The following is a 22,933-nucleotide window of genomic DNA, read 5'->3' as shown; positions in this document are numbered from 1 at the left end:
TTCTAATTACTTTTGCAAGGATGAATAAAATAATCCTCAACAAAGGAAAGGATAAAGCGGCCTGGCAGTTACATCCTTGGATTTTCTCCGGAGCAATTGCCCGCGTTTCAGAAACTCTTCAAAATGGCGATATCGCCTCAGTATACAACCACGATGATGAATTTATTGCTTATGGGATGTACAACAATCAATCTCGCGTTGCAGTGCGATTGTTAGAATGGGATCCCAGAAAGGAAATTAACGAATCATGGTGGCGTGATAGATTGCAACGAGCAGTCAAAAATAGGTTGCATCTTTTAAACGAAAAGAACAATACCGTGCGGCTTGTGTTTGCTGAGGCCGACTTTCTACCCGGATTAATAGCAGATAAATATGGAGATTACATCTCTATTCAGGTGCATGCCGCTGGCATGGAACGTATTAAATCCATTCTTGTCGATGAGTTAAATCTACTTTTGAAACCTAAGGGGATCTATGAACGTAGTGATTTAAAATCTCGAGAATATGAGGGATTGCCGGACGATAATGGACTGCGATCAGGCGAAACCCCACCAGCCTTTGTCGATATTATCGAAAATGGAATTCTTTATCAAGTCAATATCGTGGAAGGGCAGAAGTCTGGTTTCTATTGCGATCAACGTGATAACCGATATATTACAGCCAAATATGCAAAGGATAAAAAAGTATTAGACTGCTTTTGCTATTCAGGTGGATTTACTTTAAATGCTTTTCGTGAAAATGCAAGTTCAGTGACGTCGGTAGACAGTTCAGCTTTAGCGATCGAAACATTGAAACAAAATATTGAATTAAATGGCTATGATTCGAGTAAACACGTTGCTGTTCAATCGGACGTTAACAAGTATTTACGAGAACTTGGCGAGCAAGGAGAGAAATTTGACCTTATTATTCTTGACCCTCCTAAATATGCACCTTCGAGATCTACACTGGAAAAGGCTTCGAGAGCGTATAAAGATTTAAATCGCCGAGGATTAATGTTATTGAACTCTGGCGGATTATTAGCAACTTTTTCATGTTCTGGAGCGATGGATATCGATACTTTTAAGCAAGTAATTGCATGGGCGGCATTGGATGCAGGAAAAGAAATACAGTTTATCTATCAGTATTGTCAGCCTGAAGATCATCCTGTTCGTGCATCATTTAATGAAGGAGAATACTTAAAAGGCCTTCTAGTACGCGTGTTATAGGATAGCGTAGAGGAATTTAAGAGTGTAAAAAAGGGATTAGCTCAGACAAGCTAATCCCTTTTTTAATCGATATACGCAAGGTGAGACTAAACCTTGTAGCATTGCTGCTACAAGATGTTAAGCTGTAGTTGCAAAATAATAGTCGATCACTGGTTTAACCAGTTGTTTGTCAGTGATTTGTTTGTATGCTGTTATTACAGTTTTCTAAAAAATGATTTATATCATTTTCTTTATAGTGTAAAAGCTTAATATTTGAATTAAATAATTCATACCCGCGGCATGCGTCGAGATCTTTTTAAAATGTTTCAAAAAACGAATTACATAGTGTTTGTGAGAGATTTTAAAGAATGTTTATGTATGCCGCATATTTACCTCATCATTAATTCCACTAGCCGCAAGGCATAGATTAAGATAAGCGCTCAGTTCGCTAAGCTGCTAAAGATTATTAGTTTGCATGTTGTTCCAACTAAGGGCTGTCTGGTTAGACAGCCCTTTCTATTTTTGTTAGGGTATGGATTTTCCTAGCCGAGTTTGAATTGAGATAACCAACTCTCCGCCATTAAATTAGATCCCGCCCAAGAGGTATGTACACCATCGGTAGTCCAATAGGCACCATTATTTTGTTTTAGTGCTGCATCAAATATTGCTTGATAAGGGATAAAAGCGGTTTTATATTCCTTAGCGATTTCACGTGCCGCGGTTTGGTATTTTGGAAAATCTGGAAACCAATCATCCGTGATATGTTTCACGTTCTTTAAACCAAAAGGTTCACCAATAATCAACTTAGCATTTGGTAATGCGCTAAGAGTCTTGTCTAAAAGTTCTTTGTATTGACCTTTATACTGCTCCGGGGTATTCACAGCGCCACGATCTTTCGTACGCCAAAAATCATTGACTCCAATTAAGATGGAAACAATATTTGGCTTAAGATCTAGACAGTCGACTTGCCATCGGTTTAATAAATCGGGAACACGGTTACCCGAGATACCGCGATTATAAATTTTAATATTCTTGCTAGCGCATTTATTCAATAGAACGCCCCCAGCTATCATTGCATACCCACCTCCAAATGCATTCATCTCATTTGGATTTAAATTATCTTTTTTTCTTCCAGCATCTGTGATTGAATCACCTTGGAAAAGAATAACGTCGTTCTCCTGAATATGTATTCCAGCTCTCGGTTTTGAGGAAGAAAAATCGGCTGCATGTATTAAACTGCTACCAACGGCAGTACTACCCACGGTCAATATACTTTTTTTTAAAAAATCTCTTCTTGAATTCATGGTCTTGTTATAATAGGTTGATTTTACCTATACAAGATAAGGAAACTAGCAATATTTGGCAATTCCCGCACGAATAATTTTACAAGCTTGTTTAATCTCTTCTTCTGTTATCGTCAATGGTGGAGCAACGCGAAGAGCCGTTTCGCAATGTAAATACCAGTCGATTATTAATCCCTGTTCCGCACAGTAATTACTTACCGCATAGACCTGATCAAAATTCTCAAGTTGTAAGCACATCATTAATCCTAATCCTCGAATTTCTTTGATCTGTGGAATCGCTAATTCCTCACGAAATAATGCAGCTTTGGAGGCTACTTTTTCAACCAATTGTTCTTCGATAATGACCTCTAAAGAAGCTTTTGCTGCGGCACAACTAACAGGATGCCCCCCAAAAGTCGTAATATGACCTAGCATCGGGTTGCTTTTGATGACATCCATTATTTCCTTACGGGCTACGAAAGCACCTAATGGCATGCCTCCACCAATTCCTTTGGCTAGCATAAGCACATCAGGAATGATATCAAAATGTTCAAATGCAAAGAGTTTGCCTGTTCGACCAAACCCGGTTTGAATCTCATCAAAAATTAAAAGCGCTCCTGTCTCATCGCATTTCTTTCGCAAGGCTTGCATATAAGTCTTGTCTGGGACACGAACACCAGCTTCCCCTTGTATCGCTTCTACGATTACTGCTGCGGTCTCCTGGCTGATCTTTTCTAAGTCAGGAAGACTATTGTAGTTAATAAAAGAAATACCAGGAAGGAGAGGAGCATATGCCTGACGATATTCTTCATTGCCAATTAAACTTAGCGCTCCTTGAGTGCTACCGTGGTAGGCTTCTTTTGCAGCGATTATTTCTCGGCGACCCGTAAATTTCTTAGCGATTTTCATCGATCCTTCAACCGCTTCGGTACCTGAATTCGTAAGGTAAACAGACTCATAAGAGCTTGGTAAAACCGCTAGCAAACTAGTCGCAAATTGTACCTGCGGAGCTTGCACAAACTCTCCATAAACAGTGACATGCATAAACTTGTCTAGCTGATTCTGAATTGCATTTAAGACCTTCGGGTGTCGGTGACCGATATTACTGACATTGAATCCCGAAACCAGGTCCATATAGGATTGTCCGTCTGGACCGTAAAGATAGATGCCCTCTGCTCGCTCAACTTCAATTAGTCTTGGTGACTCTGAAGTCTGGGCTGTATTTTTTAAGAATAATTCTCTATTACTTATCATGGGTGGGTTTTATTCAAAACAAAAGAAGCTCAAAATTAGAGCTTCTTTTATTAGTTTTTGTGATTTCGACCTTTGAGCTCTCTATAGAGTAGCTCTATAAACTCTTGTTCAACAGAAAAGAACTGTGATGCTCGGGATTGTCCGATAACATCAGCAAATCGAGATCTATAGTTTTTCTTAATTTCAACTTCTTTCGCATCGAAGGAAATAGCATCATTGCCTGGTCTAAAAGAGTTTGAACTTCCTTGACTACGTTCGTTGCCACGACTCTTTTGCGTCTTTATCGCTCTTATTTCTTTTGTATATTGATTATATAGCGGGAAAAATTGCTGAGCCTCCGCTGGAGTCAGTCGAAGCTGTTTGGTGATGTAAGCAGCCTTTTGATTCTCTATCGCTTCAAATCTATCTTGACGTGATTGTCCATTTGCTACAAAACATAATAAGCAAGCCAAACAGAATGTCGTAATAATATGTTTCAAACGAAGCATTATAGTGTATTATAATTTAAGTATTCTTCTAATTCTTTGTCCTCAATTTGACTACCAATAGTTTCAGATGCCTCAGGCTCATAGATATACTCCGCATAATAAGCTAAATCTGTACCATCCGAATGACTCGCAAGATAACTAATGATTTCGTCTTCTGGGATTTCATCTAGAGAAACCTGTTGAGCACTTGCCACACTTGCTATCGCTTGATCCGTATTAGTAGGGGTACTGTTGTAAGTTGATACGCCTACAAACGCGGCAACACAAGCGGCAGCGGCTGCACCAATCCATACCACAGGTCTGCTTTTCTTAACTGTAGCCGCAGGTACTGATTTAGGCATTTGAATAACCTTCTCATCTTGAATTTGATCCAAGATACCTGTAGTCAACTGTTCAAAATAACCTGTAGGGACTGAAAATCCATCGGTCTGTACTTCAGATTTTAAATCTTCTACAGCTATAGACGCCATAATTTGATCGGCGGAAGTTTCAAAATATTGTTCTGGAACTTCAAAACCACTTTCTTGTACTTCTTCTCGAAGGTTGCCTTCACTTACTTTCGCAAGTATAGAAAGGCTTAAATCTTCGAAGTATCCTTCAGGAACTGTAAATTGTTCTTCCTGCAATTGATCCAATTGTACATGCTGCAAAATGCGATTATTCAATTCTGTGAAATAATCCGCAGGAACTTCAAAACCTGCATGTTGCTGTGACTGGTCAATCTTCACTTGCGACATAATCTGTTCGCTCAGTGTGTCAAAGTAGCCATTCGGCACTTCAAAACCAGCTCGTTGATCCTTGCTTGTACGATCCAATTGTGTTAAGAACAATAGCCTATTGGTTTGTTCATTGAAATAATTGTCGGGTACAATGAAAGGGTTAACACGCAACGAATCAGGTAAGTTATTTCCTTCCATGTTGTCGTAATATGTGTTGTTTTCTTTCATAGTACATGTATAGAATGGTTTTTGCTAAAAAGGTTTAATCGTTCTTGGCAAAAAAGTTCTCTATCTTCTTAACAGCCAAATGATATGACGCTTTTAAAGCGCCGACACTGGTGCCAAGCACATCCGAAATTTCCTCATACTTCAAGTCCTCAAAATATTTCATATTGAAAACCAAGCGTTGTTTATCAGGAAGCGTTAATAAGGCTTCTTGTAGTTTTTGCTGCGCGCGATCTCCATTGAAATAAGAACCGTCAGCTAAAGTCTCTGATAAATAAGCAGATGTTTCATCATCCAATGAAACATTCTGCTTTTGTTTTTTCTTATTTAAGAAAGTAATGCATTCATTAGTCGCAATCCTGTACAACCAAGTGTACAATTGTGAATCTTCTCTGAACTTCTCGAGATTCCGCCAGACTTTAATAAAGATATCCTGCACAACATCATCTGCGTCGTCATGGTCTAAAACCATTCTTCTGACGTGCCAATAGATTTTCTGCTGGTACTTTTTTAATAACTCGCGAAATGCTTCCTCACGAGTTTTCTCATCGGCGAACTTCGCAATGATCAGGGAATCTTCCATATTGGATTATTTTCTGCTAATTACTTTTTTCGCTGCTTTAACAATATCTGCAGCTGTTAAACCATATTTCTCCATCAATTGTGCCGGAGTTCCTGATTCGCCAAAGCTATCATCTACCGCTACATATTCTTGTGGAGTTGGAAGTTCCTTCGCTAAAACTTGTGCAACGCTATCACCTAAACCACCTAAACGGTTGTGTTCTTCAGCAGTAACCACACATTTTGTTTTTGCAACAGATTTTAAAATCGCAGCAGCATCCAATGGTTTAATCGTGTGAATATTAATGATTTCTGCATTAATGCCTTCTTTCTCTAATTCTTCACCCGCTTGGATAGCTTCCCATACTAAATGTCCGGTAGCGATAATTGTTACGTCAGCGCCTTCGTTTAACATCACAGCTTTACCAATTTCGAATTTTTGATCTGCAGGTGTGAAGTTAGGAACAACAGGACGGCCGAAACGTAAATATGCAGGTCCTTCATGGTCTACTAACGCAATAGTAGCTGCTTTTGTTTGATTGTAATCACATGGATTAATCACAGTCATACCTGGCAACATCTTCATCAAACCGATGTCTTCCAAGATTTGGTGTGTTGCACCATCTTCACCTAATGTTAATCCAGCGTGAGAAGCACAAATCTTTACATTCTTACCTGAATAGGCAATAGATTGACGGATTTGGTCATAAACACGACCTGTAGAGAAGTTTGCAAATGTACCAGTGAAAGGAATCTTTCCACCGATAGTTAATCCTGCTGCAATACCCATCATGTTTGCTTCCGCAATACCAATTTGGAAGAAACGTTCAGGATAAGCTTTTATAAAGTCGTTCATTTTCAATGAACCGATCAAGTCAGCACATAACGCTACAACATTTTCGTTTTGCTGTCCTGCTTCTAGTAAGCCGGCACCAAAGCCTGAGCGTGTGTCTTTTGATTCTGTATATGTATATTTTTTCATGTTGTGATGTCTCAGTCAGAATGTCTATGCCATTCTAGGTCTAACAGCTTGTTATCTTAATAATCGCCAATGGTTGCAGGAATCTGATTCAATGCGCTTGCTAATTGCTCATCATTAGGAGCAACACCATGCCATTTATGGGATCCCATCATGAAATCAACACCACTACCCATTTCGGTATGTAATAAGATGATCACTGGTTTACCTTTTCCTGTACGTGATTTTGCTTCATCAATACCAGCAACAACAGAAGCCATATCGTTTCCTTTTGCTACTTCTAGCACATCCCAACCAAATGCTTCCCATTTCGCACGAAGATCACCTAAAGAAAGAACCGTATCTGTAGAACCATCAATTTGCGCGTGGTTGTAGTCAACCGCTGCAATGATGTTGTCCATCTTGTTATGTGGAGCATACATCGCTGCTTCCCATACTTGTCCTTCTTGTAACTCTCCGTCACCCATTAATACATATACTAAGCTGTTGTCTTTATTCAACTTCTTAGCTTGTGCAGCACCAAGAGCTACCGATAAGCCCTGACCTAAAGATCCTGACGCTACACGAATCCCTGGAAGGTGCTCGTGGGTAGTAGGGTGTCCCTGTAGTCTAGAATTAAGTTTACGGAATGTCGCTAATTCACTCACTGGGAAGTAGCCCGCTCTAGCTAAAGTACTGTAAAATACAGGAGAAATGTGCCCATTCGATAAGAAGAATAAGTCTTCACCAATACCATCCATGTTGAAGGAAGGATCGTTTTTCATTGCGTGGAAGTACAATGCTACAAAATAATCTGTACAACCTAGAGAACCACCTGGGTGTCCGGATTGACATGCATGTACCATGCGAACAATGTCTCTTCTTACTTGAGAAGCAATCTGTTCAAGCTTGTTTATATCTGCACTCATTTTTTAGTATAAATGTTTCGATTGTTTTGCCGATAAAGGTAATGATTTTTTGCAGTATTTGCTTTAGTATTTAGTAGTTAGTATGAAGTATTTAGACCTTTATTTTGATTTTATGCAAGTTTTTATTTTTGCTAAGCAATTTATTGAATAAAGCATTTGTAAGAATTTATCGAGAAACAAAAGCTAGCTAATCGTTAGACCATGATTACATCGAAATTGCTGAATAAAACAAGGGTTTTGATTTTTATTCCCTATCCAGTACCTTTAATACATGAAATTTGAAGAATTCAAAAAGTCATTGGAAGATGCACAACCCAAATCGGATTGGTCAATTCAGCTAAGTGCCCTTTGGTTTGAAGGGAAGGGACAGTGGAAAAAAGGACATGATTTGATCGACCATTTAGAGGATCCTATCTCAGCTCATGTACATGCCTATTTCCATCGTGTTGAGGGTGATCTGTGGAACGCTAGATATTGGTATGGTCGTGCGAAACAAGTGGAGTGTAAGGCGAGCTTATCTGAGGAGTGGGAGAAACTTGTTCGTTCGTTGTTGAATTAATTTCTTTCTGTTTTTACAGAGTCTAAAGATGGGCTTGTTGATAATGGTAAGTCACTACGATTTCCACTCCAATTCCATAATTTTCTCCAGAACTCTCCCAACGTATTAAATTCCTGACGATAAATCAATCCAACCGCATTGATATAATCATCGGTAGGGGTGAATAAGATGTTTCGAGTATTCAAGCGATTATATGCGCGAAACATTAGATTACCATCGCGACGTAGTTTGAAGGTCAATTCAGCGTCGGTAGCAACTTTGTTGGAAAAGAATGTTAAATCCGTGGTCTGCACGTTCCTTCGATCAACGATACCTCCAGTAAGCACTAATCGATCATTAAAGAATCTAAATGACGCAGACGCGTCGTTCAGCGAACGAATATTGAAATCTAGGAAGTCAATCTTTAATGACTGCGCTAAGATGTTATTTAATTGATTGAACGCAATCTCTGTTCCCGCAGACAGTAGGGTGTTATTTACTTCGCGACCCAATTCATTGTTCGAACTCGCCGTGAAACTCCGGCGTACAATAAGGCTTAAAGCTTGTTGATTGACGTTATTTGCATCACTCAAATACGCTTGTAATTCGTCTTTAACGTAAGGAGTTTGAGGGAAATTTAAATCAAAGGAAACATCAGGTTGACTCAAGGTACCTTTGATGTTCATATCGGCCTGCGCCATCACGCGTTCATCTTGACCCGAGCGACCCGCCGCATTGTACAAGGGTGATATCGACGTTCTTTGTTGATAAATCGCTGTCATGTTGATGTTAGCGCCGGACGGAGAACCAGTCCATCGAATCGTACCACCTTGCTTTATATCAAAGAATTTGTTAAAGAAATCTTGCGCCGTAAAGTGGAACTTTCCTGAATTAACCGTGTAGTCACCAAACATTTCGAAATCCCCAAGACTAGAAACTTTCAACGTAATCTCCCCAGTACCATTACCTTTTAATGAACCCAAGTCAGTCTGTAGATTGACTTCAGCGGTAGGCGTTAGCTCTAAGTCCATATTCATTGTCATTCCTTTCAATAAATACTTCGATTCCTGCTGTTTATTTTTGCTGGAATCATTACTTACAAAGTAGATAAAATCACTGTCCGTTACGGTCATTGCGGAATTGAAAGGGATTGTGATTGCCGTGTTATCTTCTGAGCGTGCTTTAATGTTAATGTCAATTGCCGAGGTAGCACCTTTAAATCGGAATGTACCGGTCGCATAAGCCGTCCCGAAATAGAGGTTATTATCCTTGTAAGTCGTGTTTAATATCATGGTGTTTTTAGTTACCACGTCAACGTCGATGTAAGGGTTGCTCAGTTTATTCAGGTTTACAATACCATTGGCAACAGCTTGATGTCCTTTGTGATCATTGAACGTTAAGTTGCTCAGCATAATATTATTCTTGTCTAATAACACGGTTTGATTACTCAGGTTATAGGAAGTCTTAAGATAATTAACGTTGAACGACGCATATTCTATTTTCGATATCCCATTGAATTCAGGATGTTTTAAGCTTCCGCCAATTTGAATTTCAGCATTCATTTTCCCTTGAAGTTGTGAGGTTAAACTTCGAACAAAGGGTTGGAATAATATCAATTCCATTTGATTGAGGGAGCCTTTTAAATTTAATTCTTGGGCATCTCCACCGATCTGGTAAGTTCCTCCAAGCTTCAATCCTTTATTCAGCTCATCAAGTAGTTGCAAATCCAAATTCGCTTGTTTGGTTTCTGGGTCAAAATCAGCAATTAAACGCAGTTGACCAATAGGAATTTGATTGTATACCAATGGGCTAGTCTGAACATTGGCAGAGAGGTATGGCTTCTTGAAAACGGAATGGAGTTCAATATCCCCATTTAACTCTCCAATGAGGCGTATGCCAATTGGTTTTAAAAATGCTTCCAGCGAGGTTAAATTAAATTTGCTAAAGTTTACTTCCAGCTTATCGTCTTCATTGGATAGTACACCATTGAAGGCTACTTTTTGTTGGCCCTGACTGGCGATTAAATTTTTTAAATAGAATTTCCCTTTCGATACACGCATCTCAGCATCCGTGTTCAATGCCCATGATTCGCGATTTATAACGATTGATGATTTGTTGAAATGGATAAAAGCAGGCTTATTGTGTGCGAAATGTATATCACCATTTAACCGCAAATAATTCAAGTCAGTTTCTTTTGCTCCATTTATACTGAACAAAAGGCTGTCGTTGGATAGCACATTGTTAATCTCTATATCATTTACAAATAAACTATCACTCAAGAACAGCTTGTCTGCAGTGATATCCAATGAGAATGCCTTCTGATCTGCATTTTCGCGAACATGAATGTTCTGTACATTAATACCCTGATATCGAACGAAAGGACTAAAGGCCGTAAATTCGGCGGTAAAATCTTCCGACGAGAAATGTGCTTCCAATGAAGCGCCGTCGTCGAGCGTTAATGTTGGATCTAAAAATGCTGAAACGGGTTCGAAGGATTTTACATTAACCTGTAAATCGAATATTTGAGGATTGTAAGGCTCTAAATTCAATCCAATCGCTGGGGCATAGCGCATTGCCAAAGCATTGAAATAGGGGATTAACGTATTCAAGTCGATAATGCCCTTCATTTCAGCATCGAGTACATTGGAACGCAAAGTCAAAAGCCGATCCGCTTGCGTACCATCTGCCGAAAAGAATAAATCGTCTACTCGAAAGTCGCCTTTCGATGTACGCATATTAATTTGCTCGGCTTCAACCTCGCCGTTCAAATTATTTAAGTTGTTACCGCTAAGATGTGTGTTAATTTGCGAATTGAAAATGACAATACTATCTTTCTCAACTAGCCCCATTTTCTTTAGATTGATCAAGTCTACTTCCGCCGCCACATCGTAGCTTGTTTCATCTGATTGGAAGTCAATCTTCGCATCGTAACTTAATTGAGCGTTTGAATCCCGAATCAAACCGGAAACATCAACAAATTTTTGATCCAACAAGCCAGAAACCTCAATACTATCATATTGGTAATTCCCAAATTGTAAATTACGGAGTCCGCCATCTAATTGTAGACTCATTTTATCAAAATCAAAACTGCTGCCATCAAAATTAAAGGCTAACGCGGTTGATTTTAACGTCTTACTTTTAATTAGCTCACCTAATTGAAATTGATTTGAGGCAATATGCCCTTGATAAAGAATGTCTTTTTGGATATCAATCTTACTTTCTGTTCGTATGGCGCCAAGTTTAGTGTCAAAATTCCCCTTGACGTCAAAGAGATTATATAATCCATTGAAGGAGCCTGCAAATTTTATTAAGCCTAACTTATGAAGTTCCTGAGGCAGTGAAAAGCGGTTCCGCTTTGCAAGTTTAGGGATGATCAATTCAAGGTCTTTTGCTGAGGTTTGAAGGTCTTCAGCATCGAAGTCAAAAATCGTTTTGTTGATGTCTGGCAGCCCTTTAATACGAAAGTCACCACGTAAGACAGTTTCATTCCCAGTTTTTATTAATGCGTTCGTCGTTTTTAAATCGTCTACCGTTCCGTCAACTGTTGCTTGGGGGACTGAGGCTGTAAATTGTACAGACTTCATCGAAGGAGCAAAGTATTCGATATCGCGAGAATCGACATAAACATCATCCATCGTTCCGGCGATCTGCACCTTCTTGATAAAATCTCCAAAATCGCTAAATCGATCGTAAGTGAATTTCAGATAGCGACCAACTCTAGATTGATTAGTTTGTAAATTAAGTTGATCAAACTCCATTGATTTACCACTAATGAATGCTTTTGAAGAAAGCTTCTTGATCTCAAAACCAGATTTTTCAACGAGTGAAAGCCTTTTGATTTCTGTTCTAAGGGATGTCGAATCAAACTTGATGTTCGCCAGATCAAGATTTAAGTTTTTGAGTTCAATGTCTGAAAAGTCAACCCCTTTGTTGTGATGTTTTTGGTTATGATTTACTATCCTGATATGGTTGTCGAACAGTCTAAGATTATGTAGTTGTAGTTCTAATGGGGTTTGCTTAGCTGTGACGTTTTTCTTTTTTGGCGCAAAGTAATCTAGCAGGAATTTGATATTGGAACTGTCCTTATACACCTGGAAGTCGACGTATGCTTTATGCAATTCCAAGTCTTCCACAACGATTTTGTTCTGAAGGAAATGGCGTAGCATCAAATTAGCTTTGAGCTCCTCTACAGCAAGTATAGGTGTTCCTTTTTGATCTGAAATCTTGAATTCAGTTAACGATAATTGATCAAATGGGCGAAAATAAATATGCTTGAGTTCTACTTTAGCGTTTAGTTCGCTAGAGAGATATTTAGCGACACGTTGTGTTACAAATGTTTGCACAGATGCAAATTGCAGACTGAATACCACAAGGCAAAGCAAGGCAATTAAGCCTAGGAAGCTATACAACGTTATTTTAAGTATTTTTTTGATACTTTTGTGCTTTATATTTAATACATCCCTCAAAATGGCAATCATACTCGGTATAGAATCATCGTGTGATGAAACTTCCGCATCTATTTGTATAGACGGCGAAATTCGATCAAATATTATTGCAAGTCAAGCAATCCATGCGAAATACGGAGGGGTAGTGCCTGAGTTAGCGTCCCGTGCTCATCAACAAAATATTATTCCTACGGTAGATCAAGCCATTCTTCAAGCAAAAGTAAGTAAAAAAGATATAGATGCAGTGGCTTTTACTCGCGGACCTGGACTTTTAGGTGCTTTATTAGTTGGGACCTCCTTTGCAAAATCTTTCGCATTAGCAATGGATGTACCCCTAATTGAGGTTAATCATATGCAAGCGCACATATTAGCGCACTTTATCGACCAGCCAAAACCAGCGTTCCCATTTTTATGCTTGACTGTTTCTGGTGGTCATACACAGATTGTACTGGTCAAGGATTACTTTGAGATGGAACTACTTGGGGAAACTTTAGACGATGCAGCGGGAGAGGCATTCGATAAAACGGCGAAGATTTTGAATTTGCCTTATCCTGGAGGACCATTAATTGATAAACACGCTAAAGACGGAGATCCGACGGCATTCAAATTGCCAGAACCTCAAATACCGGAACTCAATTTTAGTTTTTCAGGTCTTAAAACGGCAATTCTATACCTCGTTCAAGCGGAAATAAAGAAAAACCCAAACTTCCTTGCGGAACGTATGGACGATTTATGTGCATCCGTACAAGACCGTATTGTTTCCATTCTTTTAAACAAATTGAAAAAGGCAGCCAAGCAAACCGGTGTTAAAGACATCGCTATTGCAGGTGGTGTGTCCGCCAATTCTGGATTAAGAAGTTCATTATTAGCAATGGGCGAAAAATATAAATGGAATGTCTTTATTCCAAAGTTTGAATATTGTACGGATAATGCTGCAATGATTGCAATTGCAGGATATCATAAATTCCTAAAAAAAGACTTTGTAGGGCAGGATATTTCGCCATTAGCGAGAATGCATGTTTAGCTCAAAAGAAACAGCATAGCTTATTGTATAGACTAGCAGGAACGAAAGGGCTGTTAGTCTTTTTTTATGATCAATTTTATCCTTTTTGATTTATTGAACAGCGATTTGGAAATCATTGATCGAAAGCTGTCTGTTTTATTATTTGAAGGATATCTTTATCTCAATACGTTTTCCATCGTTGCCTTTTTTCCAATCAGGACCATTCTTAATGATTTGTACCGCTTGTTGGTCTAGTGATGGGTTCGCAGATTTTACAACGCTAATGTCGATTGGGCGACCAAAGTTCGAAACGTCAAAGACAAGGGTCACGCTTCCTTTCCCAAATAAGGATTCTTTCGTGTTGTCGTTAATGTATCGCTTATAGGCTTTCCATCCAACGAGAGGTTCAGATTTTGTTTTATTTTTATTGGCTGAATAGCCACTAACGACCACCTCGTCTAGCGTTTCATATTCAGGAGATAAGCTAATTCTTTGTTGATTCTTCGCTAATATGCGCGTTGATTGATAACCAATAGATAGAATCTCCAGTTCAGTAGACTCTAGCGATGTCGGCATAACAAAACTTCCGGATGAGTCCGTAACAACAACTTCATTTGTTTTTATATTTCTTACAGTCGCTTGGGGAATTGGGTAGCCCGATTCTCGGTCAATCACCTCGCCGGTAATGATACGTTTGAAATCTTGCGGACTTGCTAGCCGTTCCTCCATGATTTCAGCCTGAGGGGCGACGCTTATTTTTGCCATGCTCCCTTGCAGGTTAATCACATTAGGATTGTTGGCTGACGCTAGCTGTGTTCTTTTTTTAGCGAGTTTGGTGTCCCGTTTAGCAATCATCTGATCCGGGACTAAACGTGATGTATCAATAAATAGATCTGGACTTAAACTGAGATCCTTTTTCTGCGCTTCGGTTTTTTCTCTCGAACGCACTTGCTTAGATTGGCTCAATTCGGTGGCCTGCGCATCGCGTATTTCTGGTATTGCTGCTATCAAAGTTTCACTTGTATCACCAGAATCAATACTGTCTAAATCAATACTGTTTAATGTGCTGTCTTCAGGTGCTGAAGTTGCTACATCCGCTGCAGCCATATCTAGTTCATCCGACTCTTTTGGTCGATTTAAATACCAGATGGTGCCTATTCCTAGGAAAAGGAGCAACGAAGCAGCGATACCTAGGGATTTATAAGGAAACATTCGAACGGTAGTATTCGGGTGACTGCGATCGTAGATGGCAGCATGAAGGTCTTTCGCGTCTGCGGTAATTCCTGACCGCTTCTCTTCTTCAAGACCTAAGATTAGATCCATGAGCATTTCATCTTGATGAGACGCTTTCTCAATAGCGTACATCTCGGAGGAACTTAATTCTCCGTTCACATACCTACGTAAATAAGCGATATCAAATTGATTACTCATGCTCTGCCCTTTCCATACAAATTTTAAGATTGCGTTTTCCGTTTTGAATCGCGCTCTTCACATCATTCATACTATAACCTGTAATCTCAGCAACCTCTTTATAGCATTTTTCCTCAATAAAAAACAAGCGGATACTTTGCTGCTGCTTTTCAATCAACCGATCAATACAACGTTCTAATTGCGATAATTGATCCTCGCGTTCTTGAAAGTTTTCTTCCTGATGCAAGTTTGCGGCAAATTCCACAAAATCATTTGTAACAATTTCGGGTTTACTTTTAGCGCTTCGTAGTGCCATCAAGCAATGATTCTTACTGACGACATAAAGCCAACGCGGGAAATCTTGAATTTCCTGCTTCTTAACCTTTCCTATTAATTCCTCGAATATTTGCATGACAGCATCTCTGCTGCGCTCAGTGTCTTTAAAGTATCGTAAGCATACGTAATAGACCATCTCGCTATGGCGTTGATAGAGGTCGCCTAGATACGCGAGACTGCCCTCCCTTAAGAAGGCATCTAATAACTCATCGTCTGTTTGTAATATCTTTTTCGACAAGATCCTAATGCAAATTGAAGCGGTAAAATAAATTTTTTTTCTGGTTTATGGAAATTATGGAATTACTGCATCCCTTGTCAAAATTCGAACGATATGAAAAATATACTCACAATTTGGATCTTACTGTTTAGTTTTCTAGCGGTTGTTCAGGCAAAAGAGATTGTTGTAACGGGGCAAGTAACCGATCGGCAGAAAAAAATGGGACTTGCAGGGGTCGAGGTTTCTGTTTATCAGAAAACTGCTGCCACGTTAACTGACGCTCAGGGGAAATACAAAATCACTCTAGAGCCAGGCGATCAGCTGCTGTTTCGCTTTGAAGGATATCAAGAACAACGCGCAAAAGTAGGAAACAAGACGGTTGTTAATATGGAAATGCAACTATTGGAGCAAGAACATGATCAACTGTTAGAAGAGGTCGTCGTGACGGGTGTTCATGTAAGAGGAAGAATGGATAAGCGAATGGCGACAGCACGTGCGGAGACTCGTTTGGCGGGTAATATGCAGGGAATTAGAATCGGAGGAATCCGACCGGCTGCAAATAGCGAGACCTACCAAAATATCGACGAGAATGATTTTAAATCACCATTCAAGGACCCATTGTCAACTTTCGCTGCTGATGTGGACGGCGCATCCTATAGTAACGTTCGTCGCATGTTAAATGCGGGCCAATTGCCCGATAGAGATGCAGTCCGTATCGAAGAGATGATTAATTATTTTCAGTACGACTTGAAAGCTCCTAATAAGGCAGAGCCTGTAAAGATTTATACAGAACTTGGCGTTGCACCTTGGAATAAAGAGCATCAAATCATTCGAATCGCACTAAAAGCTAAAGATATACCATCCGAGAATCTACCAGCATCGAATTTTGTTTTCTTAATCGATGTATCTGGTTCGATGTTCTCGGATAATAAGTTACCCCTAGTGAAATCATCATTGAAACTGCTCGTAGATCAATTACGTGACCAAGATCGTGTTGCCATTGTTACTTATGCAGGCAATGCTGGGGTTAAGCTGGAAAGTACTTCCGGCAGTCAAAAAATGAAAATTAAAGGCGCTATTGACGAACTCGAGGCCGGTGGTAGTACCGCTGGAGGAGCGGGCATTAAGAAAGCCTATGAGATTGCGCGCCAAAACTTGATGAAGGATGGTAATAATCGGATCGTTTTAGCTTCAGACGGTGATTTCAATGTTGGGGCATCAAGTGATGAAGCGATGGAGGATTTAATCAGCAAGGAGCGTGAAAGTGGCGTACATTTAACAGTCCTTGGCTTTGGAATGGGCAACCTAAAGGATAGCAAAATGGAGTTGTTAGCAAATAAAGGTCATGGAAATTACGCTTATATCGATAATATTTCTGAAGCGCGTAAAGCGATGGTGACGGAGTTTGGAGGAACGATGTTTACGGTTGCCAAAGATGTTAAGATACAAGTCGAATTTAATCCCGCTTATGTTCAAGCCTACCGTTTAGTGGGATATGAAAATCGCTTATTGGCAGCTGAAGATTTTAATAACGATGCCAAACTGGGCGGTGATATGGGGGTAGGGCACAGCGTAACAGCGCTTTATGAAATTGTTCCTGTGGGTGTAAAAAGCAGTATAATAGGTTCAGTAGATGCATTAAAATATCAAGAAAATAAATCTGCGGCAAAAGGCGAATTAAACGGAGAACTTGCTACTGTAAAATTCCGATATAAGGATCCGAAAGGTGATAAAAGCCAACTGCAACAAGAGCTTGTTTTGAATAAGGTTGCTAGTTTAGATCAAATGAGTGAAGATTTCCGCTTTGCAACAGCTGTAGCTGAGTTGGGTATGTTATTGCGCAATTCAGATTATAAACAGGAAGCGAGTTATAAAAGTCTTATCGCTAGGGCGAAATCAGCTAAAGGCAAAGATGACGAAGGGTATAGAGCTGAATTTATACGCTTAGCAGAAAATGCAGCAGCTTTAGATAAAAGATAGTGGATTATTAAAAATTACTCGTACTTAAGCCCTACCTGAAGCCTACCTTAAGCGTACCTCGTTCGTTGAAAGTACGAAAAATACGAATCAAGTAGGCTTAAGATCGAAGGGAAGTTTATAGCATTTGTTTAGTGCAATAGTAAATAGGAGGGGATAATAAGTTTGTTGTTGAGCTCAGAAGTCTAAAAAAAGGACCTTGGTTGAATTGAAACTAGTGCCAATTCGACCAAGGTCTATATGCTTTAGGGTAAGGAATAAATAGGGACTATTCTATTTCTTATTTAGTTCTTTATATTGTTGTGAAAACGATTTATTAGCAATTTTTGGAAGTTCTCTGTTCTCTCCCCATGCTTTTTTGAAGAAGTTTTTAACGAAGAAATTTTTTGTTTTTCCACCGAAGAAATCGATTATTCTTCGTTTTTGGATTGCCCAAGTGAAAAGTCCCCATGCTCTCTTTTCAGTAGAGGTGGTTAAATTCTCTTGAACGGAATCACGACGATTGATGAGTAACATCTTTTGAATATCAATACCTACAGGACATACCTCTGTGCACTTACCACATAGTGAAGAAGCATAGCTTAGATGCTTAAACTCTTTCATACCATTCAGGTGAGGAGATATTAAAGAGCCAATCGGTCCCTGGTAGGTGGTCTCATAAGTATGACCGCCAATATTTTGATAGATCGGGCAAACATTAAGACATGCTCCACAGCGAATACAATAAAGTCCTTGACGTTGATCTTTTTGCTCTAAGACGTTCGTTCGATTGTTATCCAATAGGATCACATACATCTCTTCCGGACCGTCTGTTTCTCCAGCTTTTCGAGGCCCGCTTAACAGACTGTTATAAACCGTTAGGTTTTGTCCTGTACCATGGGATGCAAGTAATGGCCAGAATAAATCAAGGTCACTTATGCTCGGAATAACTTTTTCAATACCTACTACGGCAATATGAACCTTAGGAAAGGAGGTAGTTAATCTGGCATTACCTTCATTTTCGGTAATCGCGATACTACCTGTATCGGCGACTAAGAAGTTGGCTCCAGTAATACCGATATCGGCACTCGTATATTTTTCACGTAATATTTCACGCGCCTTCATCGTTAATTCTTCCGCGGTTGCTTCCAACGGTGTTTCGAATTTCTCATGAAAAAGCTTCGCGATATCCTCCAAGCTGAGATGCATGGCTGGGGTAACGAAATGGTAAGGCTTTTGGTCGAGAAGTTGGATGATAAATTCGCCTAAATCACTTTCGATCGTTTCAATGTTTTTATCCGCTAAGAAGTGATTCAATTCAATCTCTTCTGTAGCCATCGATTTTGACTTAATAACAGATTTCGCTTGATGTTGCTCGATAATTTTAGCGATTTCTTGTCGAGCCTCCTCTGCATCGTTTGCCCAAATAACATGTCCGCCATTTTTTGTGAAATTGGATTCAAAATCCAATAAATAACGATCGAGGTTTTCCATCACCTTCCATTTGATCAAATTAGCCTTCTGCTTAGAATTCTCCAAGTCATGAAATTTAGCCTTACCACGCTCAAAAGCAAGGTTGTACTTGTCAATATTGCTGTTGATAATTTGGCGGTGTCGCAAGTCAAAAGATTTCGTCTTACTTTCTTGAAGGAATTTGTCTGCTACTGATTGTGCCATAGGGGTGATGTGTGCGATATATACAAAAATAAAAGTTGACCAGGATATGGTCAACTTTTTAAATATAATAATTATAATGTTCTCAAGACGTCGTTCCGCCTTTTATTTACTAACAGGCTTCAATGAAATGCTTAGCTCGTCTAATTGTTCAACGGCAATCGTTGCTGGGGCATCGATCATAACATCGCGTCCTGAATTATTTTTAGGGAAAGCAATAAAGTCACGAATTGTTTCCTGTCCACCTAGTATTGCTGTTAAGCGGTCAAGACCAAATGCAAGTCCACCATGTGGAGGAGCGCCATATTGGAAAGCATTCATTAAGAATCCGAATTGATCCTGAGCTTGTTCTGGCGTAAATCCTAAGTGCTTAAACATTAACGCTTGCATGTCTTTATCATGAATACGAATCGATCCTCCGCCAATTTCATTCCCGTTCAGCACTAAATCGTAGGCATTCGCACGTACTTTACCTGGGTCACTGTCTAGTAAAGACATATCTTCAAGTTTTGGTGAGGTGAAAGGGTGGTGCATAGCATGATAACGTGAAGTATCTTCATCCCACTCTAACAGAGGAAAGTCAACAACCCATAATGGCGCGAATTCATCTGGTTTACGGAGTCCAAGGCGATTGCCAAGTTCCATACGAAGAGCGCTCAATTGTGCACGAGTTTTATTGGCAGGACCTGACAAAACTAATATTAAGTCACCTGGATTTGCAGAAGTCGCTTCCGCCCATTTCAATAAGTCAGCTTGATCGTAGAACTTATCGACAGAAGATTTTAATGTTCCGTCGCTTTCGTATTTGGCATATACCATGCCTGAAGCACCAACTTGTGGGCGTTTCACCCATTCAACTAGCTCGTCGATTTGTTTTCTAGTATAGGTAGCGGCAGCAGGAACAGCAATACCAACTACTAATTCTGCATTATTGAAGATCGCAAAATCTTTATGTTGAGCAACAGCATTTAGTTCGCCGAATTTCATTCCGAAACGAATATCGGGTTTGTCATTTCCGTAGGTGCGCATGGCCTCATCAAATGTCATTCTTGGAAACTGATTAATTTCGATTCCGTGAATGTTCTTTAAAAGATGACGGGTCATACCTTCGAAGATATTAAGAATATCTTCCTGCTCTACAAATGACATTTCACAGTCAATCTGTGTGAACTCTGGTTGTCTGTCAGCACGTAAATCTTCATCTCTAAAACATTTTACGATTTGGAAATACTTGTCCATTCCACCGACCATCAGTAATTGTTTGAAGGTCTGTGGTGATTGTGGCAATGCGTAAAACTGCCCTGGGTTCATACGCGAAGGCACAATGAAGTCACGAGCACCTTCGGGCGTAGACTTAATAAGGTATGGTGTTTCGACTTCACAGAAGTCTAGATTTGATAAGTAATTTCTAACTTCTTGAGTTACTTTATGTCGGAAAAGTAGGCTGTTTTTTACAGGATTTCTACGAATATCCAAGTAACGGTACTTCATACGGATGTCATCACCACCGTCAGTTTCATCTTCAATAGTAAATGGAGGAAGTTTTGATTCGTTTAAGATTTCAAGATTGCTGACACTGATTTCTATTTCTCCAGTAGGTATTTTAGCATTCTTGCTCGAACGCTCAATAACGGTACCTGTAACTTTGATAACAAACTCTCTACCCAATTCACGTGCGCGGCTACGTAAAGTCTCATCATCATCACTGTTAAAAGTTAATTGAGTGATGCCATATCGATCACGAACATCAATGAAGGTCATTCCCCCTAAGTCACGTGATTTCTGAACCCAACCACTTAAGGTTACGGTTGTACCAATATCTTCAATTCTAAGTTCGCCACAAGTATGTGTTCTGTGCATGATTTACTGTCTTTTAGTAGAAGGACAAAATTATTGCATTTAATTGAAAATAAAGAATTGGATTTCGATTAGGTCTTTGGGTTAGATCATTTGGATAAGATGTCGCTATCAAGATAAAAGTAAACATATATAATAAGGTATAGCGAATGCTTATTATCAAGCTTTTTTACTTCTGGTTTTAATCCTGAGGGGTTAAAAACGCGAGGAATTCATCCGATGTTTGGGTTCATAATTTAGTGCTCCCACTTTCAACCACTTTACTAGTGATTTGGTGGTTTATTTAACGAAATCATGGTAAAAAGTAAGACTTATTATGGTCTTTCTAGCGCATTCGCTACAATTTTTAATTTATTGTAATTCAATATTATCCCTTGTTTTTGTTGTAGTTATGCTGGTTTTTGTGAGGGCTATTGAATGTGGAAAACTTTTTTGTGGGGGAATGTGGGAGATTGTGGGGGAAAGTGTATACTTTTACATTATAATTAGTGTAGACGTATACTGAATGAATCAATTAATCGGAGAATTCGAATGTAAGCTAGACACCAAAGGAAGAATGGTGGTTCCAGCTTCGCTAAAACGGCAGCTGCCGGAAGCGGAGCAGGAGGGGCTTGTTGTGAACCGAGGATTTGAGAAGAATTTGGTGATTTATACTAGAGATGAGTGGAATAAGAAGATGGCACAATTGGCAAAATTAAACCAATATAATGCTAAGAATAGAAATTTCATTCGTCAGTTTATGCGAGGAGCAACTGAGTTAAGTTTGGATTCGGCGGGTCGCGTGTTGTTGCCGAAAGGATTGTTGGAGTATGCAGGGATTCAAACGGATGTTGTTTTAGCTTGTCAGTTTGATAAGATAGAGTTGTGGTCGAAAGCCGAGTACGATGCAATTATGGACGCTGATATGGGAGACGATTTCGCTTCCTTAGCTGAAGAGGTGATGGGTGGCTTTGATTTTGGAGGGTTAGAGAATGAGTAATGAAATCGGATACCATGTGCCTGTGATGTTGAAAGAGTGTATTGACGCTCTAGCAATTAAACCGAATGGTGTTTATGTTGATGTGACTTTTGGGGGTGGAGGTCATTCTAAAGAAATATTGAAGCATTTAGGTCCGGAAGGAAAATTGATTGCTTTTGATCAAGACCCGGATGCGGTTAAGAATGCTTTGGATGATCCACGTTTCACTTTGATTCATCAAAATTTTAGGTTCTTAAAAAATTATTTACGCTTAGCCGGTGTTCGCACTGTCGATGGTATATTGGCTGATTTGGGGGTTTCTTCACATCAGTTTGATGACGCTGATCGCGGTTTCTCTATCCGTTTTGATGCGGACTTGGATATGCGAATGGATCAAGTTTCAGATTTGGATGCGCGTAAAGTCCTTCGTACATACGCAGAGGAAGATTTGCATCGCATATTTGGAATGTATGGCGAGATTATCAATGCGAAGACATTAGCAAAGACGATTGTTACTGCTCGTTTGAATCAGGAGATAAATACCGTTGCGGAATTGAAAGAGGTGATTAAGAAGCACGTTCCGAAAGGTAAAGAGCATAAATATCATGCGCAGGTTTTTCAAGCCCTACGTATTGAAGTAAATAAAGAGTTAGAAGCATTACAGGAGTTTTTAGAGCAGACTGTAGGCGTTTTGAAGGAGTCTGGTCGATTAGTGGTCATGTCTTATCATTCACTAGAAGATCGTCTGGTAAAGAATTTTGTGGCGAAGGGGAAATTTAGAGGTGAGGTTGAGAAGGATTTCTTTGGAAATGAAATCAAGCCATTTAAAGTAATCAGCCGAAAAGCGATTGTTGCGAGTGATGAGGAATTGGCTGTGAACAATAGAGCGCGCAGTGCGAAATTGCGAATCGCAGAAAAGGTGTAAAGTAGCAAAGGGA

General features: G+C 39.6%; 18 protein-coding genes. 6 read left to right on the top strand and 12 right to left on the bottom strand.

All coding sequences use genetic code 11. The annotated features are described in order from the left end of the window. Window positions 1-20 precede the first annotated feature (20 nt). Window positions 21-1,205: a class I SAM-dependent rRNA methyltransferase gene (locus GFH32_RS14080; protein WP_153512200.1), complete on the top strand. Its 1,185-nt coding sequence runs from the start codon at window positions 21-23 to the stop codon at window positions 1,203-1,205. Window positions 1,206-1,726: 521 nt separating this feature from the next. Here the strand turns inward: GFH32_RS14080 and GFH32_RS14075 are convergent. From GFH32_RS14075 to GFH32_RS14045, 7 genes are read right to left on the bottom strand one after another with little or no spacing between them, the layout of a single operon-like run. Further along, entirely contained in the window at window positions 1,727-2,488 is a 762-nt protein-coding gene (locus GFH32_RS14075) for an SGNH/GDSL hydrolase family protein (protein ID WP_153512199.1), read from the bottom strand. A 45-nt stretch (window positions 2,489-2,533) separates the two neighbouring features. Beyond that, window positions 2,534-3,721 (bottom strand): aspartate aminotransferase family protein, encoded by a 1,188-nt coding sequence (locus tag GFH32_RS14070; RefSeq protein ID WP_153512198.1) that lies wholly within the window; start codon window positions 3,719-3,721, stop codon window positions 2,534-2,536. A gap of 50 nt (window positions 3,722-3,771) precedes the next feature. Then, a complete protein-coding gene (locus tag GFH32_RS14065; protein ID WP_202111221.1) occupies window positions 3,772-4,209 on the bottom strand; it encodes a hypothetical protein in 438 nt (145 codons plus the stop codon). Continuing rightward, window positions 4,209-5,156: a hypothetical protein gene (locus tag GFH32_RS14060; RefSeq protein ID WP_153512196.1), complete on the bottom strand. Its 948-nt coding sequence runs from the start codon at window positions 5,154-5,156 to the stop codon at window positions 4,209-4,211. The genes GFH32_RS14065 and GFH32_RS14060 overlap by 1 nt, the downstream gene beginning before the upstream one ends. A 34-nt stretch (window positions 5,157-5,190) precedes the next feature. Beyond that, window positions 5,191-5,736, bottom strand: a complete 546-nt coding sequence (locus GFH32_RS14055; RefSeq protein WP_153512195.1) for an RNA polymerase sigma factor — start codon at window positions 5,734-5,736, stop codon at window positions 5,191-5,193. Window positions 5,737-5,742: 6 nt separating this feature from the next. Then, a complete protein-coding gene (locus GFH32_RS14050) occupies window positions 5,743-6,696 on the bottom strand; it encodes a transketolase family protein (RefSeq protein WP_153512194.1) in 954 nt (317 codons plus the stop codon). A 56-nt stretch (window positions 6,697-6,752) separates the two neighbouring features. Then, on the bottom strand, window positions 6,753-7,601 hold the full coding sequence (locus GFH32_RS14045; RefSeq protein ID WP_153512193.1) for a transketolase: 849 nt from the start codon (window positions 7,599-7,601) through the stop codon (window positions 6,753-6,755). Window positions 7,602-7,872: 271 nt separating this feature from the next. Between GFH32_RS14045 and GFH32_RS14040 the strand changes: the two genes are divergently transcribed. Then, window positions 7,873-8,160 (top strand): hypothetical protein, encoded by a 288-nt coding sequence (locus GFH32_RS14040; RefSeq protein WP_153512192.1) that lies wholly within the window; start codon window positions 7,873-7,875, stop codon window positions 8,158-8,160. Here GFH32_RS14040 and GFH32_RS14035 read toward each other — a convergent pair. Further along, window positions 8,157-12,521: a translocation/assembly module TamB domain-containing protein gene (locus tag GFH32_RS14035; RefSeq protein ID WP_458296206.1), complete on the bottom strand. Its 4,365-nt coding sequence runs from the start codon at window positions 12,519-12,521 to the stop codon at window positions 8,157-8,159. The genes GFH32_RS14040 and GFH32_RS14035 overlap by 4 nt on opposite strands. A gap of 85 nt (window positions 12,522-12,606) precedes the next feature. Between GFH32_RS14035 and tsaD the strand changes: the two genes are divergently transcribed. Next, a complete protein-coding gene (gene tsaD, locus GFH32_RS14030; RefSeq protein ID WP_153512190.1) occupies window positions 12,607-13,608 on the top strand; it encodes a tRNA (adenosine(37)-N6)-threonylcarbamoyltransferase complex transferase subunit TsaD in 1,002 nt (333 codons plus the stop codon). A 138-nt stretch (window positions 13,609-13,746) separates the two neighbouring features. Here the strand turns inward: tsaD and GFH32_RS14025 are convergent, their stop codons facing one another. Together GFH32_RS14025 and GFH32_RS14020 are read right to left on the bottom strand one after the other, a co-directional pair. Continuing rightward, on the bottom strand, window positions 13,747-15,018 hold the full coding sequence (locus GFH32_RS14025) for an energy transducer TonB family protein (RefSeq protein WP_153512189.1): 1,272 nt from the start codon (window positions 15,016-15,018) through the stop codon (window positions 13,747-13,749). Beyond that, window positions 15,011-15,571, bottom strand: coding sequence for an RNA polymerase sigma factor (locus tag GFH32_RS14020; RefSeq protein ID WP_202111222.1), 561 nt, complete (start codon window positions 15,569-15,571; stop codon window positions 15,011-15,013). The genes GFH32_RS14025 and GFH32_RS14020 overlap by 8 nt, the downstream gene beginning before the upstream one ends. Before the next feature lie 93 nt (window positions 15,572-15,664). Here GFH32_RS14020 and GFH32_RS14015 point away from each other — a divergent pair, with 93 nt between their 5' ends. Further along, a complete protein-coding gene (locus GFH32_RS14015) occupies window positions 15,665-17,530 on the top strand; it encodes a vWA domain-containing protein (protein ID WP_153512187.1) in 1,866 nt (621 codons plus the stop codon). A 270-nt stretch (window positions 17,531-17,800) separates the two neighbouring features. Here the strand turns inward: GFH32_RS14015 and GFH32_RS14010 are convergent, their stop codons facing one another. Together GFH32_RS14010 and aspS are read right to left on the bottom strand one after the other, a co-directional pair. Then, entirely contained in the window at window positions 17,801-19,183 is a 1,383-nt protein-coding gene (locus tag GFH32_RS14010) for a LutB/LldF family L-lactate oxidation iron-sulfur protein (RefSeq protein WP_153512186.1), read from the bottom strand. 102 nt (window positions 19,184-19,285) lie between these two features. After that, on the bottom strand, window positions 19,286-21,040 hold the full coding sequence (aspS, locus tag GFH32_RS14005; RefSeq protein WP_153512185.1) for an aspartate--tRNA ligase: 1,755 nt from the start codon (window positions 21,038-21,040) through the stop codon (window positions 19,286-19,288). 502 nt (window positions 21,041-21,542) lie between these two features. Between aspS and mraZ the strand changes: the two genes are divergently transcribed. Continuing rightward, window positions 21,543-22,016 carry a division/cell wall cluster transcriptional repressor MraZ gene (gene mraZ, locus GFH32_RS14000; RefSeq protein ID WP_153512184.1) on the top strand — a complete coding sequence of 158 codons (474 nt, stop codon included), beginning with the start codon at window positions 21,543-21,545 and terminating at the stop codon, window positions 22,014-22,016. Then, window positions 22,009-22,920, top strand: coding sequence for a 16S rRNA (cytosine(1402)-N(4))-methyltransferase RsmH (gene rsmH / locus GFH32_RS13995; protein WP_153512183.1), 912 nt, complete (start codon window positions 22,009-22,011; stop codon window positions 22,918-22,920). Before mraZ ends, rsmH begins: the two co-directional genes overlap by 8 nt. The last annotated feature ends 13 nt before the right edge of the window (window positions 22,921-22,933 follow it).

The sequence above is a fragment of the Sphingobacteruim zhuxiongii genome (assembly GCF_009557615.1).
GTDB lineage: Bacteria > Bacteroidota > Bacteroidia > Sphingobacteriales > Sphingobacteriaceae > Sphingobacterium > Sphingobacterium zhuxiongii.
The sequence above is the reverse complement of the archived record's forward strand: the minus strand, read 5'-3'. Positions and strand labels throughout refer to the sequence as shown.